This window comes from Pulveribacter sp. (assembly GCF_032079985.1).
Lineage (GTDB): Bacteria > Pseudomonadota > Gammaproteobacteria > Burkholderiales > Burkholderiaceae_C > Melaminivora.
This window is the reverse complement of the sequence record NZ_DAMATK010000001.1, coordinates 1,101,820-1,120,075: the sequence shown is the minus strand read 5'-3', so window position 1 is coordinate 1,120,075 and position 18,256 is coordinate 1,101,820. Positions and strand designations below refer to the sequence as shown.

Sequence of the window (18,256 nt, the reverse complement as noted above, 5' to 3'; positions counted from 1 at the left end):
ACAGAGCGCGCGAGAGGAGACACACCGCATGGCAGCAACCCCATTGCAATCCGACGTGCTGGTCGCCGGAGGCGGGCTGGCGGGCATCGTCACCGCCCTGCACTGCCTGCGCGCCGGCAGGCGCGTGACGCTGGTGGACCGGGATACGCCCGAGCGCTTCGGCGGCCTGGCGCTGTGGGCCTTCGGCGGCATGGCGCTCGTGGGCACGCCGCTGCAGGCGCGCATGAAGATCCCCGACACGCCCGAGCAGGCCCTGGCGGACTGGGTGCGCTTTGGCGAGCTGGCGAGCGGCGACACCCTGGCGCTGCCGTGGGCGCGCCGCTACGTGGAGCGCTCGCGCCCCGACGTCTACGACTGGCTGCTGGCCCACGGCCTGAAATTCATGCCGGCGGTGAACTGGGTGGAGCGCGGACGCTTCGGCGAAGGCAACCGCCTGCCGCGCTACCACATCGTCTGGGGCACCTCGCGCGAGCTGACGCGGCGCATGATCGCCGCGCTGCGCGAGGCCGACGGCGGCAGCGGCCGCCTGACCCTGCTGCACCGCCACCGCGTGACGGCCATCGAGCGCAGCGGCGGCCGGGTGGACGGCCTGCTGGCCACCGACGAGGCCAGCGGCGTCGCGCTGCGGCTGCAGGCCCCGGTGGTGGTGCTGGCCATGGGCGGCCTCAACGGCAGCCACACCCAGGCGCGCGCGCACTGGCCGGCGGGCCGGCCGCTGCCGGCCGCCATGCTCAACGGAGCCCACCCCTTTGCCGACGGCGCCCTGCACCAGCAGGCCGCCGAGTTGGGCGGGCAGCTGCGCAACGTGGGCGAGATGTGGAACTACGCCGCCGGCTTTCCGCATCCTCAGCCGCACTTCGACGGCCACGGGCTGTCGGCCATTCCGGCCAAGTCGGCGCTGTGGCTAAACCACCGGGGCGAGCGCATCGGCCCCGAGCCACTGGTCACTGGCTTCGACACGCACTGGCTGTGCCAGCGCGTGGCAAGCCAAGACCAGCCCTGGACCTGGCACCTGCTGAACTGGCGCATCGCAGCCAAGGAGTTCGCCATCTCCGGGGCCGAGCACAACCAGCGCATCCGCGATCAACAGTTCCCGCAGTTCCTGAAGGAAACGCTGCTGGGCAACCACCGTCTGGTGCGCCAGATGCAGCAGCAAAGCCCGCACTTCCTGGTGGATGACACCCTGGCGGGCCTGGCCGCGAAAATGAACCAGCTCACCGGCACCGCCGACGTGCGGCCCGAGGTGCTGCAGGCCACGGCCGATGCCTTCGACGCCAACTTCGCAGCCGGCGGCTCGTCGCTCAGGCTGCACGACGACGACCAGATCCGCCGCATCCTGCACGCCCGCCAGTGGGGCCCGGACCGGCTGCGCACCTGCGCGCCGGCACCGCTGCAGATGAAGGGCGCGGGGCCCTTTATCGCCATCCACATGCAGCTGATCACGCGCAAGAGCCTGGGCGGCCTGGCCACCGACCTGCAAAGCCGCGTGCTGGACGATGCCGGCACGCCCATAGCCGGGCTGTACTGCGTGGGCGAGGCGGCGGGCTTCGGCGGCGGCGGGGCATGCGGGCGGCGCTCGCTGGAGGGCACCTTCCTGCCCGGCTGCATCCTGACGGCGCACGCCGCCGCCGCATCCATCACCGGGAGGACCACGCCATGAACCGACTACGCTACCCCGCCACCGCGCAGGACTGGCGCGAGCAGGCGCGCCGGCGCCTGCCGCGCTTTCTGTTCGACTTTCTGGACGGCGGCGCCGGCGACGAACGCACGCTGGCCGCCAACGTGCAGGCCTGGGGCCAGACCGCGCTGCGCCAGCGCGTGCTGGTGGACGTGAGCCAAGTGGACACGCGCACCCGCCTGGCCGGCCAGGACTGCGCCCTGCCGCTGGCGCTGGCGCCCGTGGGCCTGGCCGGCATGATGGCGCGCCGCGGCGAGGCCCAGGCCATGCGCGCGGCCAGCCACGCCGGCGTGCCCTTCACCCTGTCCACCGTGGGCATCTGCGCGCTGCCTGAAGTGCGCGCCGCGGCCCCCGCCGGCGCGCCGCCGCCGTGGTTCCAGCTGTACATGCTGCGCGACCGCGGCGCCGTGCGCGCGCTGCTGGAGCAGGCCTGGCAGGCCGGCTGCCGCACCCTGGTCTTCACGGTGGATCTGCCCCTGCCCGGCATGCGCCAGCGCGACGTGCGCAACGGCATGGCCCACCAGGGCGCGCGCCCGGCGCTGCTGCGCGCCGCGCAGGTGCTGGCGCGCCCCGGCTGGGTGTGGGACGTGGCGCTGCGCGGCAAGCCGCTGTCCTTTGGCAGCCTGGCGAGCCAGGTGCCCGGCGGGCGCGACCTGGGCGCCTTCAAGGCCTGGGTGGACGCGCAGTTCGACCCGGGCGTGACCTGGCGCGACATCGACTGGCTGCGCGGCCAGTGGCGCGGACGGCTGCTGCTCAAGGGCATTCTGGACGAGCAGGACGCGCGCGCCGCCGTGGCGGCCGGGGCCGAGGGCATCGTCGTGTCCAACCACGGCGGGCGCCAGCTCGACGGAGTGGCCGCCACGGCGGCGGCGCTGCCAGCCATCGCCCGCGCCGTGGGCGGCCAGGTCGAGGTGCTGGTGGACGGCGGCGTGCGCAGCGGCACCGACCTGTTTCGCGCCCTGGCCCTGGGCGCGCGCGGCGTGCTGATCGGGCGGCCGTGGATCTGGGCGCTGGCCGGCGGCGGCGAGGCCGGCGTGCGCCAGCTGCTGGCCAGCTGGCAGCGCGAGCTGCTGCTGGCCATGACGCTGACCGGCGTCACCCGCGTGGCCGACATCGGTCCGGACCAGCTGGACCGGGTTTCAAGCCAAATCGGCCTCTAGCCCTTATGCAGCAAGCGCTGGAAGCTACTTAACCCATAGCGAACAATCGTTCTCGAACGCAAGGACCGACACCATGAATGGCGCACAGGCATTGCTCAAGACCTTGGCCAATGCGGGCATCGAGGTCTGCTTCACCAACCCCGGCACCAGCGAGATGCACTTCGTCGCCGCGCTCGACACCGAGCCGCGCATGCGTGCCGTGCTGGCCCTGTTCGAGGGCGTGGCCACCGGCGCGGCCGACGGCTACGCGCGCATGGCCGGCAAGCCGGCCGCCACGCTCCTGCACCTGGGGTGCGGCTTGGGCAATGGCCTGGCCAACCTGCACAACGCCCGCAAGGGCAAGGTGCCGGTGCTCAACATCGTGGGCGACCACGCCACGCACCACGTGCGCTACGACGCCCAGCTGCAGTCCGACATCGAGACCGTGGCGCGCAACGTGTCGCCGCACTTCGTGCGCACCAGCGCCAGCACCGCCGCGCTGTGCCAGGACGCCGTGGACGCCATCGCCGCCTGCATGGGCCCGCCGGGCGGCGTGGCCACGCTGGTGCTGCCGGCCGACGTGTCCTGGGGCGAGGGCGGCGTGCCGCAGGCCTGCCCGCCCCTGCCGCCCGCGCCGGCGCCCGAGGCCGATCGCGTGCTAGCTATCGCCCAGGCGCTGGCGGCCAGCGGCCGCAAGACCGCCTTTTTGCTGGGCAGCCGAGCGCTGCAGGGCAGCACGCTGCAAGACCTGTCGCGCATCGCCCGGCACACCGGCGCGCGGCTGTTCGCCGAGGTCTTCCCGGCCCGCATCGAGCGCGGCGCCGGGCTGCCGCCGGTGGAGCGCATCGCCTACCTGGCCGAGCTGGCCTCGGTGCAGCTGTCGAGCCTGGAGCACCTGGTGCTGGTGGACGCCAAGTCGCCCGTGTCCTTCTTTGCCTACCCGGGCAAGAAAAGCGACCTGCTGCCCGCCGGCTGCCGGCTGCACACCCTGGCCGCTGCGCACGAGGATGTGGCCGCCGGCGTGGCGCGCCTGCTGCAGGCCAGCGGCGCGCAGGCCGCTCAGCCGCTGCTGCAGGCGCCGCGTCGGCCCGGGCTGCCGCAGGGCAAGTTCACCGCCGACAAGGTCTGCAAGGCCATCGGCCAGCTGCTGCCCGAGCGCGCCATCATCGTGGACGAGGCGCAGACCAGCGGCATCATGCTGCCGCTGTTCACGGCCGGCAGCCCGCGCCACGACGTGCTGACGCTGACCGGCGGCGCCATCGGCCAGGCCCTGCCCTGCGCCGTGGGTGCGGCCATCGCCTGCCCCGAGCGCAAGGTGCTGGCCCTGTCGGGCGACGGCTCGGCCATGTACACGCTGCAGGCGCTGTGGACCATGGCGCGCGAGCGGCTGGACGTGGTCAGCATCATCTTCAACAACCAGTCCTACGCCATCCTGAACGTGGAGCTGCAGCGCGTGGGCGCCGCCGGCGCCGGCGACAAGGCGCGCGCGCAGCTGGACATCGGCACGCCGGCGCTGGACTTCGTGCAGCTGGCCGGCGGCATGGGCGTGAGCGCGCGCCGCGCCGCCACCACCGAGGACTTCGTCCAGGCGCTGCAGCACGCCCTGACCACGCCCGGCCCGCACCTGATCGAGGCCGTGGTGCCGCCCACGCTGACGGGGCTGAAGCTGCGCGTGCTGCCGCACCTGCTGCAGTCGCTGGCCCACCTGCCGCGGCCGCTGGCGGCGGCGCTCAAACGCGGCATCGCCCCCTGAGAGCTCTCAAGGCCCGTCGTGCAGGCGCTCGCTGGAGCCGCTGCGCAGCACCTGGCCGGCGGCGTCGAAGACCACGGTGAAGATCATCTCGCGCCCCGGCCCGTCGCTCCAGTACCAGTCCCACTCGGTCTGCTGCTTGAGCTCGTAGGTGGTGCGTTTGGCCGGGCGGCCCAGCAGGCGGCGCACCTGGTCCTCGTGCATGCCGGGCACCACCTTGGCGAAGTGGTGCGGCGCCAGCACCTGCACCAGCGCGCTCATGCGCCCATCGGTGCCGATGGTGATCATGTAGTTGCGCCGGCCGGCCGGCTGGCGGTTGTACTCCAGCGTGCGCGCGCCCCCCTCCTCGGGCCAGACGCGGTCAGGCTCGCCGAAGCGCTCGCGCACCTGGCTTTCGGTGGAGACGCCCTCCTCCAGCTCGCGAATGCGCTGCTCGTCGCAGCCGGCCAGCGCCAGCAGGGCCAGCGCCGCCGCGCCCAGAGACTTGATCCAATGTGGTGTGGTCATGGGTGTACCGGTCCTTTGGACCAGGCTGGATAGAATGCCCGGCTGCCACGAAATGTAGCCCGCTCCCGCATCTTTGCCGTATCCGCCATGTCCTTCTTTCGCCGTCCCGACTACCAATCCGACACCACGCAGTTCATCGAAAAGCTCAAGGCCAGCCGCCCCGAGCTGGATGCGCAGCAGCAGGCCGGCCGCGCGCTGCTGTGGGACAAGGAAGTGGACCGCGACGTCTGGCAGGAATACACGGCCGGCCGCGTGCCCCAGCAGCCCTACGTGTACCAGTCGCGCAGCTGAGCCGCGGCGCGCCCCGGCGCTGGTTGAATTAACAGCCAAAACACGCTCCAGCGCCCTCCAGACAAGCGCGAGCAGCTCCTGAAACAATAGCAAACGAATGGCCGAGTCCGCCGACACCCTGATGCCCGGCGAGGTGGACTCGGTGGCGCTGGCGCGCCTGTACGGCGAGCCGCTGTTCGCCCTGCCTCAGGACCTGTACATCCCGCCGGATGCGCTGCAGGTCTTCCTGGAGGCCTTCGAGGGTCCGCTGGACCTGCTGCTGTACCTGATCCGCAAGCAGAACTTCAACATCCTGGACATCCCGATGGTGGATGTCACGCGCCAGTACCTGGGCTACGTGGACGAGATCCGCAGCCGCAACCTGGAACTGGCCGCCGAATACCTGTTGATGGCGGCCATGCTGATCGAGATCAAGTCGCGCATGCTGCTGCCCCCGCGCCGCCAGGAAGGCCAGGACGAGCCCGAGGACCCGCGCGCCGAATTGGTGCGCCGCCTGCTCGAGTACGAGCAGATCAAGCTGGCCGCGCAGCAGCTGGGCGCCCTGCCCCAGTACGGGCGCGACTTTCTGCCGGCGCGGGTGCACATCGAGCAGGGGCTCAAGGCGCGCTTTCCCGACGTCAGCGTGCAGGAGCTGCAGCAGGCGTTGCAGGCCGTGCTGCGGCGCGCCAGGCTGGTGCAGCACCACCGCATCACACGCGAGGAGCTGTCGGTGCGCGAATACATGAGCCACGTGCTCAAGGCCCTGCAGGGGCGGCGCTTCGTGCTGCTGGAGGACTTGTTCCAGCGCGACAAGGGCGCCACCGTGCTGGTCGTCACCTTCATCGCCCTGCTGGAGCTGGCCAAGGAGACGCTGGTGGAGATCACCCAGGCCGAGGCCTTCGCGCCCATCTACGTGCGGCTGGCCTACACCCCCGTGTAGGGGCTGTTTCAGAAGGTCCAGTTCAGATCCACGCCCACGTAGGGCGCGCTGCTTTCGCCGCGCAGCTGGCGCACGCCGGCCTTGAAGGACCAGTGCGCCGCGCCGGCGGGCACGCCGGTCAGCACCACGCCGGTCTGGCGCGCGCGGTAGGAGTCGTCGCCGTGCTGGGCGTGCTCCAGCCCCCAGCGCAGGCCGTCGGCCCGGCCCCACAGCAGCCGCGCCCGCGCCCACCAGGCGTGGCCCAGCGGGGTGTAGCTGAGGCCGGCGTTGGCGGCCCAGCGCGGGTTGAACTGCCAGTTCAGGTCGCTGCTGACCTTGGGCCGCAGGTGAAAGCCGCTGACCTCGCTGCCCGGATCGGCGGGCGACAGGTGGGTGTCGCGCGCCATCAGGCTGACAAACGCCGAGCCGGTGAACGGCGCCTGCCCGAACAGGTAGCCCACGCCCGCCTCCAACCCCACGCTGCGGCCGCGGTAGCGCTGGCCGTCCACCCGGTAGGTGTAGCCGGCCCGGTCCAGCCACAGCCGCGTGGCCCAGCCGTTCTGCAGCTGATCGTGCTCCAGCGAGGCGATGCGCCCCAGGTACAGGTAGCTGGCGCCGCGCGAGGCCTCGGCGCCCGACAGCCACAGGCCCTCGGCCAGCGCGGGCAACGGCAGCGCGGCGGCGGTCGCCAGGCACAGCCCCAGGCTCAGGCGGTAAGGATGGCGGGCGGGCATGGCGGCTCCTCCTGGCTGGGTGCGGCCGTGCCCAGCGCCACGGCCTGGCGCGCCTGCTCCAGCGTGCAGGCGTAGAAGGTGCCGGCCGTGGAGCGCAGCGGCGCCACGCGCCCGGCCCGGGCGGTGACACGGCGCCAGCCGGCGCGTGTGCGCAGCGACAGCTTGAGGCTGGCGCCCTCGGCCACGGGCTCGAACAGGATCAAACGCCGCGGCGCTTGCTCCTGCAGCGGCAGCAGGCCCAGCAGCGTGTGCGGGCCCTGCGCCGAGCCCACCTGCACGTCGCAGACGCCCCAATGCGCACGCGCACCGTGGTCGGGCGCCAGGAAGCGCCCGCCCAGCCAGTCGGTGGGCGTGGTGCCGCGCTCGTTCAGCTCCTGCAGCTGCCACTGCAGGTCGTTGCCGTAGAGCATCAGCTCCATCTGGTTGCGGGCGCGGGTGTCGGGCCACTCGAGGCGGCAGCGCACGGCGGCGGTCTGCTGTGCGCCCTCGCCATCGGCCTGCGGCCCGGCCACCGGCACCAGCCGTACCGGCTGCAGGCCCGAGGGCAGCATGACGGCCGCGCGCACGCTGCGCCCCTGCGCCAACGCCGGCGGCAGCAGGCCGACCACCCGGCAGCCGCCCGGCGAGACGTTCTCGATGACCAGCGTCTCCTGCGGCGGGGCCTGGGCGGCGCCCGCCTCGGGCAGCAGCACCAGGGGCAGCGGCATGTCGAAACGGTAGTCGCTACGGTGGTGATGCGCCTCGGTCGTGAGGAAGTGGCGCGTCAGCTGCCAGCCGCACAGCAGGTTGGTGCCCACCCAGGCCAGGTTGAAGTACAGCGCATAGGGCGGGAGGTAGGGCTGCTGGCTGCTGCGGTACAGCGCCCAGACGATGGCCAGCAGATTGAAGGCCAGCAGCAGCGTCTGCGGCAGCACCTGCAGCAGCACACGCCGGCGCGGCGAGAAGGACTTGTCGGTGACGTTGAAGCGCACAGGCCCCAGCACCAGGCCCAGCGTGGCGCGGATGAAGGCGGCGAAGCGGGCGAAGTTGTACTGCTCGGCGTACAGCCAGCTGCCATAGCCCCGGCTCAATTCCTCGAACACGCAGATGCTGAGCACGAAATAGGGCACGAACCAGCACAGGAAGACCCAGCCGCTGGCGTCGATCGGCAGCCAGCCGGTCAGCAGCACGATGGCCGGGGCCAGCCAGAACAGGCCCTTTTGCCAGCCATCGAAATAGGTGGTCATGGAGGCCAGGTAGTTCAGCTTCTGCGCCGCGCTCAGGCGCGGGGTGAACAGCACGTCCTCCTGGCGCAGCACCTGCATGGCGCCCTGGCCCCAGCGCACGCGCTGCGCCAGGAACGGCGCGACCTGCGCCGGCGCGATGCCGAACGCCAGCGCCTGCGCGTGATAGACCGAGCGGTAGCCCGCCTTGTGCAGGCGCAGCGAGGTGTGCAGGTCCTCGGTCACCGTGCCGGTGGCAAAGCCGCCGATCTCCTGCAGGGCACTGCGCCGCACCACCGCGCAGGTGCCGCAGAAAAAGGCCGAGTTCCAGTAGTCCTTGCCGCGCTGGATGACCTTGAAGAACAGCGACTGCTCCGTCCACAGCCGCCGCGTGCGCCGGCGCAGGCGGTGCTGGAAAGAGTCGAGGTTGAAGAACTCCTGCGGCGTCTGCACGAAGGCCACGGCCGGGTCGCGGAAGTAGCCCAGCGTGCGCACCAGGAAGTCGCGCCCCGGGGCGTGGTCGGCATCGAACAGCGCGATCAGCTCGCCGCCCGTGCGCTCGAGGGCGTGGTTCAGGTTGCCGGCCTTGGCGTGCTCGTTGCTGGTGCGGCAGAGGTACCACACGCCCAGGCTGCGGGCCAGTTCGCGCATCTCGGGGCGGTTGCCGTCGTCCAGCAGCCAGGTCTCGTGCGGGTAGTCCATATCGCGCGCCAGCATCAGGGTGCGGCGCAACATGCTGACCGGCTCGTTGAAGCAGGTGACGAACACGTCCACCGTGCGGCCGGCCTCGGGCTCGGGCGCCTCGCGCTGCGTCAGGCGCCACATGATGAAGATGTGCACCGCCGCCACCAGCACGCCGTAGACCTCGGCGGCGTAGACCAGGCAGGAGAACACCAGATGCTCCTGGTTGAAGGTGGTGGCGCGCCAGATCAGGTAGCCGGTGGCCACGAGCAGGAACAGCACCGACAGCAGGGCGCACAGCGGGCTGCAGTCCTCGAAGCGGCCGCCGCGGCGGGGGTCGGCGCAGTAGCGCGGCGGAGGGGGTGGTGGGTGGTCGGTCATGGCAGGGCGTGCTCCACGGTGTTTTTGGACCAAGACGTGTCACGTCTTGCGATTTCGTATCCAGCTACTACGGTGCAACCCATTCTTCGCACCCTGCCGCGGGTGCCAATCCCTACAACGAGGGCCCCAAAAATACGGTGCAGCCACGACGTGGCCCCAACCACAGGCACGGGGCGTCGTCCTGCTTCCTAGTCTATGTAAAGATGCGACAAGTGCATCCAGGTGTTACCAAACTTGGCGAGCTGATACAACTACGGCTTTTCACCCCATTACCCTGCACGCCATGCCGCATCTGATCGTCGAATACAGCTCTAACCTCGCCAACTATCCCGAGGCCGAAACGCTGACTGCGCTGAACGCCGCCGTCTGTGCCAGCCCCGAGGTCAAGGACGAGGCCGATCTGAAGACCCGCTTCGTGCGCACCAGCGCCTTCGAGATCGGCACCGCACCGGCCAACCGGGCGTTCGTGCACGCCGAGCTGCGCCTGCTGTCCGGCCGCACGCCCGAAGCCAAGGCCGACCTGGCCGAGCGTGTGGCCGCCGTGCTGCGCCGCCTCACACCCCGCCCCGCCGGTCTGCTGGTGCAGCTGAGCGTGGACGTGGTGGACATGGACCGGCCTTCCTACATCAAGGAGCGCCTCTGAGCGCGCCTGTGCAACACTGCTCGCCGGCCCGGCACTACTCTGCCGGGCTTCGCTTTTTCTCCCTCCCTCTCCCCCTTCCTTGACCTGAGGATCGCCATGAGCGTTTACGACAAGCTGAAAGAACTGGACATCACCCTGCCCCCGGTGGCCGTGCCGGCAGCGGCCTACGTGCCCTACGTGCAGACGGGCAACCTGGTGTTCCTGAGCGGGCACATCGCGCGCAAGGACGGCAAGCCCTGGGTGGCGCAGTTCGGCCGCGACATCGGTGTGGAGGAAGGCAAGCAGGCCGCGCGCGCCGTGGCCATCGACCTGCTGGGCACGCTGCACGCAGCCACGGGCGACCTGAACCGCGTCAAGCGCATCGTCAAGCTGATGAGCCTGGTCAACTCCACCGGCGACTTCACCGAGCAGCACCTGGTGACCAACGGCGCCAGCGAGCTGATGGGCCAGGTTTTCGGCGACGCCGGCAAGCACGCGCGCAGCGCCTTCGGCGTGGCGCAGATCCCCATGGGGGCGTGTGTTGAGATCGAGCTCATCGCCGAGCTGGCCTGACACGCCCCCGCGCGGGCTGCGCGGCACGAAAAAAAGGGACGCCACGGCGTCCCTTTGTCATGGGCGCGCGTGGCCCCTGGAGTGTGTTGGCGCGCTCAGAAGCTTTCCCAGTCGTCCGAGGCGCCCGAGGCCAGCGCGGGAGCGGCAGCGGCAGCGGCCGGCGCGTGCTTGCGCGGCGCCGCCGCCGCCGCGGGCGCGCTGGAAGCAGTGCGCACGGGTGCTGGTACTGGTACCGGCACGGGCGCCGCAGCGGGCACGGGCCGCGCCACGGCCGCCGGGCCGGCGTCGTCCACCTGGAAGGTGGCCACCAGCTGCGCCAGCTGCTGGGCCTGCTCGCGCAGGCTCTGCGCGGCGGCGGCGCTTTCCTCGACCAGGGCGGCGTTTTGCTGCGTCATCTGGTCCAGTTGGCCCACCGCCTGGTTGACCTGCGCCACGCCGGAGCTTTGCTCGGCCGAGGCGGCGGTCACCTCGCCGATCATGTCGGCCACGCGCTGCACGGACTGCACGATCTCGCCCATGGTGCTGCCGGCCTGCTGCACCAGGCGCGAGCCGTCCTCCACCCGGTCCACGGACGAGCCGATCAGCGCCTTGATCTCGCGCGCCGCCTCGGCGCTGCGGCCGGCCAAGCTGCGCACCTCGCCGGCCACCACGGCAAAGCCCCGGCCCTGCTCGCCGGCGCGGGCGGCTTCCACGGCCGCGTTCAGCGCCAGGATGTTGGTCTGGAAGGCGATGGAGTCGATGACCTGGATGATGTCGGCGATCTTGCGGCTGCTGCCCTGGATCTCCTCCATGGTGGCGACGACCTCGGTCACCACCGTGCCACCGCGCAGCGCCACCTCACGGGCAGCGCCGGCCAGCTGGCTGGCCTGGCTGGCGCTGCCGGCGCTTTGCTGCAGGGTGCTGGTGAACTCCTCCATGGCCGCGGCCGTCTGCTGCAGGTTGCTGGAGGTGCTTTCGGTGCGCGCCGACAGGTCCTGGTTGCCGGCGGCGATCTGCGCGCTGGCCGTGGCGATGCTGTCAGTGCTGCGCCGCACCTGCTGCACCGTGCCGGCCAGCGAGCCGCGCATGGCCGCCAGCGAGGCCAGCAGCTCGCCGAACTCGTCGTCGCGACCGGCCCCCTCCAGCGCCTGCGCACGCAGGTCGCCCTGGGCGATGCGCGCCGCCACCTGGTTGGCCTGTGCCAGCGGCTGCTGAATGCTGCGGATCAGGAAATACGCCCCGACGATGATCGCCAGCAGCAGCACCGCCACGGCGGCGCCGGCCATCTTGACGGTCGCCATGCGCGCGCCGGACATTTCGGCGTGGCGCTCGCGCGCTTCCTGCTCGAACAGCTGCACCAGCTGCTGCAGCGTGCCCAGGTAAGACTTCACGGCCGGCACCAGCGACTGCAGGGCCAGCTTGGAGGCGGCGTCATAGTCGCTCTCGTCGCGCAGCTTGCGCGCCTCGGCGCGCAGCTGCGTCATGGCGACGCGGGCACTGGCCACGCGCTCCATCTGCTGGCGCGTGGCGGGCGACAAGGGCAGCTCCTGCAGCGCCTTTTGCATCTGCGTGATGCGTTCGCTGGTGGCGACCAGGTCGGCCTGGAAGGCCTGCTCCACCGCCATCTCGCTGCTGAGCACCAGTGCCAGCGTGCGCGTGGCGTTGAGCTCGGTTAGCGCCATCCACTGCGTGGCCATCTGCACACGGCGCGTGGTCTCCTGAGTGACGGCATCGGCCTCGGCCTGGGAGGTGGCCGAGCGGTAGCCGGCAGCGCCGACCACGGCGACCAGTGCCACCACGATGGCCACGACGGCCAGCCAGAGCTTGTGGGACAGACGCAGCGTTTTCATGGGGCAATTCCTGCGGTGGATGACAAAAGAAGGGCGGTCCAGGGCATGCGCCCCTGCCCGAGAATGCTACCAAACGCAACCGAGTCCTTGCCGCACTGCAGCAAAAGCGGCCGCCGCCGGCCTGGCGCGGCCCTTTCGCGCCCCGGCCGCACCTACCGGCAAACAATAGCCTTTTTGGTCTCCAGGCCAATACCAGCAAGCGCTGGCAGCTATTGTTTTCGCAGCATCCGTCATTCCACGCGCAGCACGTCCGCCACCTTGAAGCCCAGGTCCGCCGCCTTGCCCTTGCGGCCGCGGGCGGCGCGGGCGTTGTTCAGCGAGCGGATCTCCAGCTGCTCCTCGCGCGCCTTGCCGCCGCGGCCCGTGCCTGCGAAGCGCACGCTGCGCGTGTAGGCGGCCACGCCGGCCAGCTGGTCCTTGTCCTCCAGGTCGATGAGCATCAGGCCGCGACCACCCTTTTCCATGAACTTCATCTCGCTGATCTCGAAGGTCAGGATGCGCCCGCCCACGGAGGCGCAGCACACGTGGGTGGCAGGCGCCAGCGGCTGGCTGGCGCTGGTGAAGGCCGCGTGCGAGGGCCGGCACAGGGTTTCGCCCTCACCCAGGCTGACGAAGGCCTTGCCGCCGCGGTTGCGCCCGGTCATGTGCTCAACCGTAGAGACGAAACCGTAGCCGCCCGAGCCTGCCAGCACCAGCGCCGCGTTGGCCGGACCGGCGAAGTAGTGCAGCGGCTGCGTGCCCGACTCCAGTTCGATCAGCGTGGTGATGGGCTGGCCATCGCCGCGCCCGCCGGGCAGCTGCGCCACGGCCACCGAGTACACCCGGCCATTGCTGCCGAAGACGATGAGCGTGTCCACCGTGCGGCACTCGAAGGTGCCGTACAGGCTGTCTCCGGCCTTGACCGTGAAGCTGGCCGCATCCAGCCCGTGACCCTGGCGCGCGCGCACCCAGCCCTTGTGCGAGACGATGACGGTGACCGGCTCGTCGGGCACGCGCACCTCGGCCACGGCGCGGCGCTCCTCCTGGATCAGCGTGCGGCGCTCATCCTGGAACTGTTTGGCGTCCGTCTCGATCTCGCGCACCATCAATCGGCGCAGCGAGGCCGGGTTGGCCAGGATGTCCTCCAGCTTGCTTTGCTCCTCGCGCAGGTCCTTGAGCTCCTGCTCGATCTTGATGGCCTCCAGCCGCGCCAGCTGGCGCAGGCGGATTTCCAGGATGTCCTCGGCCTGCCGGTCCGATAGCTGGAAGCGCTCGATCAGCGCCGCCTTGGGCTCGTCGCTGGCGCGGATGATGGCGATGACCTCGTCGATGTGCAGCAGCACGGTCTGCCGCCCTTCGAGGATGTGGATGCGGTCTTGCACCTTGGCCAGGCGGTGCTGGCTGCGGCGCGTGATGGTCTGCTGGCGAAAGGCGATCCACTCATCGAGCATCTGCCGCAGCGACTTCTGCACCGGCCGCCCGTCCAGGCCCACCATGGTCAGATTGATGGGCGCGGAGGTCTCCAGGCTGGTGTGCGCCAGCAGCGCCGTGGTCAGCTCGCCCTGGGCGATCTTCGACGTCTTGGGCTCGATGACCAGGCGCACCGGCGCGTCCTTGCTGGACTCGTCGCGCACGCCGTCCAGCAGCGCCAGCATGCTGGCCTTCAGCTGCACCTGCTCGGGATTAAGGGCCTTCTTGCCGGTCTTGACCTTGGGGTTGGTGAGCTCCTCGATCTCCTCAAGCACCTTCTGCGCCGACACGCCCGGCGGCAGCTCGGTCACCACCAGCTGCCACTGCCCGCGCGCCAGCTCCTCGATCTTCCAGCGCGCACGTACCTTCAGGCTGCCGCGACCCGTGCGGTACGCCGCCTGGATGTCGGCCGCCGGGCTGATGATCTGCCCGCCGCCGGGATAGTCCGGGCCCGGGATCAGCGCGAACAGCGCCTCGTCGGCCAGCTTTGGGTTCTTGACCAGCGCCACGCAGGCGTCGGCCACCTCGCGCAGGTTGTGGCTGGGGATCTCGGTGGCCAGGCCCACGGCGATGCCGCTGGCGCCGTTGAGCAGCGCGAACGGCAGGCGCGCGGGCAGCTGGCGCGGCTCCTGCGTGGAGCCGTCGTAGTTGGGCACGAAGTCCACCGTGCCCATGTCGATCTCGTCGAGCAGCAGGCTGGTGATGCGCGACAGGCGGGCCTCGGTGTAGCGCATGGCCGCGGCGCCGTCGCCGTCGCGGCTGCCGAAGTTGCCCTGCCCGTCGATGAGCGGATAGCGCTGGTTGAAGTCCTGCGCCAGGCGCACCAGCGCGTCGTAGGCCGACTGGTCGCCGTGCGGGTGAAAGCGGCCCAGTACATCGCCCACCACGCGGGCGCTCTTCACCGGCTTGGCGGCGGTGTTGCGGTTCGGGCCGCTGTAGCCCAGGCCCATCTCGCCCATGGCGTAGAGGATGCGCCGCTGCACCGGCTTCATGCCGTCGCACACGTCGGGCAGCGCCCGGCCCTTGACGACGGACAGGGCGTATTCGAGATAGGCGCGCTGGGCGTAGCTGGCCAGCGAATCATCCGCCTGCGGGGCGGGCGAGAGATCGAGAGCGGGTTGTTCTGTCATGCTTCAAAAACAGGAGCTTCCAGCGCTTGACTGGCAAGGGCTGGAGGCCAAAAAGACTTGTAGTCAGGGAGCTTAGATATCAACGTCCACCGTATCGCCGTGCAGCTCCATCAGCTCGCGCCGCGAGCCCGCCTCGCCCTTGCCCATCAGGCGGGTCATCAGGCTGGTCGTGGCCTCGTAGCCGGCGCTGCCCAGCTGCACGGGCAGCAGGCGGCGGGTGTCGGGGTTCAGGGTGGTTTCCCACAGCTGCTCGGCGTTCATCTCGCCCAGGCCCTTGAAGCGGCTGATCTGGCAGCGCTCGCGCGCCACGCCTTCCTTGGCGGCCTTGTCCAGGATGGCGGCCAGCTCGCCCTCGTCCAGCGCATACAGCTTGGCGGCCGGCTTCTTGCCGCGCGCCGGGATGTCCACGCGGTACAGGGGCGGGCGCGCCACGTAGATGTGGCCAGCCTCGATCAGCCGGGGGAAGTGGCGGAAGAACAGCGTCAGCAGCAGCACCTGGATGTGCGAGCCGTCCACGTCCGCGTCCGACAGGATGCAGACCTTGCCGTAGCGCAGGCCGGACAGGTCGGGCTCGTCATTCGGCCCGTGCGGGTCCACGCCGATGGCCACGGCGATGTCGTGCACCTCCGTGTTGGCAAACAGGCGGTCGCGCTCGACCTCCCAGGTGTTGAGCACCTTGCCGCGCAGCGGCAGGATGGCCTGAGTCTCCTTGTCGCGGCCCATCTTGGCGCTGCCGCCGGCCGAGTCGCCCTCGACCAGGAAGACCTCGTTGTAGGCGGTATCGCGGCTTTCGCAGTCCGTGAGCTTGCCCGGCAGCACGGCCACGCCGGAGCCCTTGCGCTTTTCCACTTTCTGGCCGGCCTTCTGACGCGTCTGCGCGGCCTTGATGGCGAGCTCGGCCAGTTTCTTGCCGTAGTCCACATGCTGGTTCAGCCACAGCTCGAGCGCCGGTCGCACGAAGCTGGAAACCAGCCGCACGGCGTCGCGCGAGTTCAGCCGCTCCTTGATCTGGCCCTGGAACTGCGGGTCCAGCACCTTGGCCGAGAGCACGTAGCTGGCGCGCGCGAACACATCCTCGGGCATCAGCTTGACGCCCTTGGGCAGCAGCCCGTGCAGCTCGATGAAGCCCTTGACGGCCTGGAACAGGCCGTCGCGCAGGCCGCTGTCGTGCGTGCCGCCGGCGCTGGTGGGGATCAGGTTGACGTAGCTCTCGCGCACCGGCGCACCTTCCTCGGTGAAGGCCACGGCCCAGGCCGCGCCCTCGCCTTCGGCAAAGCTGTCGCTGCCGGCGTCGGCGAAGCCCGCGCCCTCGAACAGCGGGATGACCGGGTCGACCGGCAGAGTCTGCTGAAGATAGTCGCGCAGGCCGCCCTTGTACTGCCAGGTCTGCGTCTCGCGGGTCTTCTCGTTGAACAGCGTGACGGCCACGCCGGGCATCAGCACGGCCTTGCTGCGCAAGAGGTGCGTCAGCTCGGCCATGGGCAGGTGGCTGGACTCGAAATACTTGGCGTCCGGCCAGGCGCGCACGGTGGTGCCCTGCTTGCGCTCGCCGGCCACCAGGGGGCGGGCCGCCAGCGGTTCGGTCACGTCGCCGCCGGCGAACACCAGGCGGGCGGCCTGGCCCTCGCGGTGCGTGGTCACCTCCATGCGGGTGGACAGGGCGTTGGTCACCGACACACCCACACCGTGCAGGCCACCGGAGAAGCTGTAGGCCCCGCCCTTGCCCTTGTCGAACTTGCCGCCGGCGTGCAGCCGGGTGAAGACCAGCTCCACCACGGGGGCCTTTTCCTCGGGGTGCAGGCCGAAAGGGATGCCGCGGCCGTCGTCCTCCACGCTGACCGAGCCGTCCAGGTGCAGCGTCACGCGGATCTTCTTGCCGAAGCCGGCCAGGGCCTCGTCGGCGGCGTTGTCCAGCACCTCCTGGATGATGTGCAGGGGGTTGTCGGTGCGGGTGTACATGCCCGGGCGCTGCTTGACGGGCTCCAGGCCCTTGAGCACGCGGATCGAGCCTTCTGCGTAGTCGTTGGTGGTGTGGGGTGCGGGTTTGGCTGCCATGGCGGCGGATTGTAGGACTGGTTATAACAACAGTCTTTCGCCTTTTTACCCGCCCCGGCAGGCGGCACGGGTTTTGATTACATTCCCTGCAATGCACCCTCCCGCCTCCCCCGCACGCCAGCTTTCCATGGCCCAGGTCCTCCTCTGCGGCGCCGCCGTGGTCACGCTGTCCATGGGCATACGCCATGGCTTCGGGCTGTGGCTGCAGCCCATCACGCAGGACATGGGCTGGACGCGCCAGACCTTCGCCCTGGCCATGGCCATCCAGAACCTGGCCTGGGGCCTGTTCGGCATCTTCGGAGGCATGGTGGCCGACCGCTTCGGCGCCTTCCGCGTGCTGATCGGCGGCTCTCTGCTGTACGCCGCCGGCCTGGTGGGCATGGCGCTGTCGCCCACGCCGGGGCTCTTCGCGCTGACCACGGGCGTCGTCATCGGCGCGGCCCAGGCGGGCACCACGTACGCCATCATCTATGGTGTGCTGGGGCGGCAGATCTCGGCGGACAAGCGCTCCTGGGCCATGGGCGTGGCGGCCGCGGCCGGCTCGTTCGGGCAGTTCCTGATGGTGCCGCTGGAGGGGCAGCTGATCCTGTCGTTTGGCTGGCAGCAGGCCCTGCTGGTGCTGGCGGCCATGGCGCTCTTGATCATCCCGCTGGCCTTCGGCCTGCGCGAGCCCGGCTTTCACGGCGGCGCGCCGGCCCACCGTTCGCAGAGCATGGGCGACGCGGTGGTCGAGGCCCTGCGCCACAAGAGCTTCGTGCTGCTGACGCTGGGCTACTTTGTCTGCGGCTTCCAGGTGGTGTTCATCGGCGTGCACATGCCCAGCTACCTGAAGGACCACGGCCTGTCGCCGCAGGTGGCCAGCTTCGCCCTGGCGCTGATCGGCCTGTTCAACGTCTTTGGCACCTACGCGGCCGGCTCCCTGGGCCAGCGCATTCCCAAGCGCAACATCCTGGTGTTCATCTACCTGGCGCGGGCGGTGGTCATCACCGTCTTCCTGCTGGTGCCGCTGTCGCCCCTGTCGGTGTATGTGTTCTCGGCCGTGATGGGGGCCCTGTGGCTGTCCACCGTGCCGCCGACCAATGCCGTGGTGGCGCAGATCTTTGGCGTGCAGCATTTGTCCATGCTCAGCGGCTTCGTGTTCTTCAGCCACCAGATCGGCAGCTTCATGGGCGTGTGGCTGGGCGGCTACCTGTACGACCGCACGGGCAGCTACGACGTCGTGTGGTACCTGGCCATCGCCCTGGGCGTGGCGGCCGGCCTGGTCAACCTGCCGGTGCGCGAAAGCGCCATCGCGCGCCCGGCCGCCCAGGCAGCCTGAAGAACCGAGGAGGCTCCGC

General features: G+C 70.5%; 14 protein-coding genes. 8 read left to right on the top strand and 6 right to left on the bottom strand.

The features are described 5' to 3' along the window. Positions 1-28: 28 nt before the first annotated feature. From RT282_RS05275 to RT282_RS05265, 3 genes are all read left to right on the top strand, one after another. Entirely contained in the window at positions 29-1,660 is a 1,632-nt protein-coding gene (locus RT282_RS05275) for an FAD-dependent oxidoreductase (protein WP_313312247.1), read from the top strand. After that, positions 1,657-2,838, top strand: coding sequence for an L-lactate dehydrogenase (locus RT282_RS05270; RefSeq protein ID WP_313312245.1), 1,182 nt, complete (start codon positions 1,657-1,659; stop codon positions 2,836-2,838). The genes RT282_RS05275 and RT282_RS05270 overlap by 4 nt, the downstream gene beginning before the upstream one ends. A gap of 73 nt (positions 2,839-2,911) precedes the next feature. Further along, positions 2,912-4,570, top strand: coding sequence for an acetolactate synthase large subunit (locus RT282_RS05265; protein WP_313312243.1), 1,659 nt, complete (start codon positions 2,912-2,914; stop codon positions 4,568-4,570). 6 nt (positions 4,571-4,576) lie between these two features. On the opposite strand, the gene RT282_RS05260 is transcribed toward RT282_RS05265, so the two are convergent. Continuing rightward, positions 4,577-5,074, bottom strand: coding sequence for an outer membrane protein assembly factor BamE (locus RT282_RS05260; protein ID WP_312307096.1), 498 nt, complete (start codon positions 5,072-5,074; stop codon positions 4,577-4,579). 87 nt (positions 5,075-5,161) lie between these two features. Between RT282_RS05260 and RT282_RS05255 the strand changes: the two genes are divergently transcribed. Together RT282_RS05255 and RT282_RS05250 are read left to right on the top strand one after the other, a co-directional pair. Beyond that, positions 5,162-5,365, top strand: coding sequence for a DUF3460 family protein (locus RT282_RS05255; protein WP_312307095.1), 204 nt, complete (start codon positions 5,162-5,164; stop codon positions 5,363-5,365). A gap of 97 nt (positions 5,366-5,462) precedes the next feature. Next, positions 5,463-6,284 carry a ScpA family protein gene (locus RT282_RS05250; RefSeq protein WP_313312240.1) on the top strand — a complete coding sequence of 274 codons (822 nt, stop codon included), beginning with the start codon at positions 5,463-5,465 and terminating at the stop codon, positions 6,282-6,284. An 8-nt stretch (positions 6,285-6,292) separates the two neighbouring features. Here RT282_RS05250 and bcsS read toward each other — a convergent pair whose 3' ends face one another. Next, entirely contained in the window at positions 6,293-6,997 is a 705-nt protein-coding gene (gene bcsS / locus RT282_RS05245) for a cellulose biosynthesis protein BcsS (protein ID WP_313312237.1), read from the bottom strand. Further along, a complete protein-coding gene (locus tag RT282_RS05240; RefSeq protein ID WP_313312235.1) occupies positions 6,970-9,261 on the bottom strand; it encodes a glycosyltransferase in 2,292 nt (763 codons plus the stop codon). The genes bcsS and RT282_RS05240 overlap by 28 nt, the downstream gene beginning before the upstream one ends. A 283-nt stretch (positions 9,262-9,544) precedes the next feature. Here RT282_RS05240 and RT282_RS05235 point away from each other — a divergent pair, with 283 nt between their 5' ends. Further along, positions 9,545-9,904 carry a 5-carboxymethyl-2-hydroxymuconate Delta-isomerase gene (locus RT282_RS05235; protein ID WP_312307091.1) on the top strand — a complete coding sequence of 120 codons (360 nt, stop codon included), beginning with the start codon at positions 9,545-9,547 and terminating at the stop codon, positions 9,902-9,904. Positions 9,905-10,000: 96 nt separating this feature from the next. Then, complete coding sequence (locus RT282_RS05230; protein ID WP_313312233.1) at positions 10,001-10,456, top strand: RidA family protein; 456 nt, start codon at positions 10,001-10,003, stop codon at positions 10,454-10,456. Positions 10,457-10,551: 95 nt separating this feature from the next. Here the strand turns inward: RT282_RS05230 and RT282_RS05225 are convergent, their stop codons facing one another. From RT282_RS05225 to RT282_RS05215, 3 genes are all read right to left on the bottom strand, one after another. After that, complete coding sequence (locus RT282_RS05225) at positions 10,552-12,285, bottom strand: methyl-accepting chemotaxis protein (RefSeq protein ID WP_313312231.1); 1,734 nt, start codon at positions 12,283-12,285, stop codon at positions 10,552-10,554. A gap of 230 nt (positions 12,286-12,515) precedes the next feature. After that, the gene (gene parC / locus RT282_RS05220; protein WP_313312230.1) at positions 12,516-14,864 is read right to left on the bottom strand and encodes a DNA topoisomerase IV subunit A; all 2,349 of its coding nucleotides are present in this window, start codon (positions 14,862-14,864) and stop codon (positions 12,516-12,518) included. A gap of 72 nt (positions 14,865-14,936) precedes the next feature. Further along, positions 14,937-16,919: a DNA topoisomerase IV subunit B gene (locus RT282_RS05215; RefSeq protein ID WP_313312227.1), complete on the bottom strand. Its 1,983-nt coding sequence runs from the start codon at positions 16,917-16,919 to the stop codon at positions 14,937-14,939. A 127-nt stretch (positions 16,920-17,046) separates the two neighbouring features. Here RT282_RS05215 and RT282_RS05210 point away from each other — a divergent pair, with 127 nt between their 5' ends. Next, positions 17,047-18,237 (top strand): MFS transporter, encoded by a 1,191-nt coding sequence (locus RT282_RS05210; RefSeq protein ID WP_409519453.1) that lies wholly within the window; start codon positions 17,047-17,049, stop codon positions 18,235-18,237. Positions 18,238-18,256: the final 19 nt, after the last annotated feature.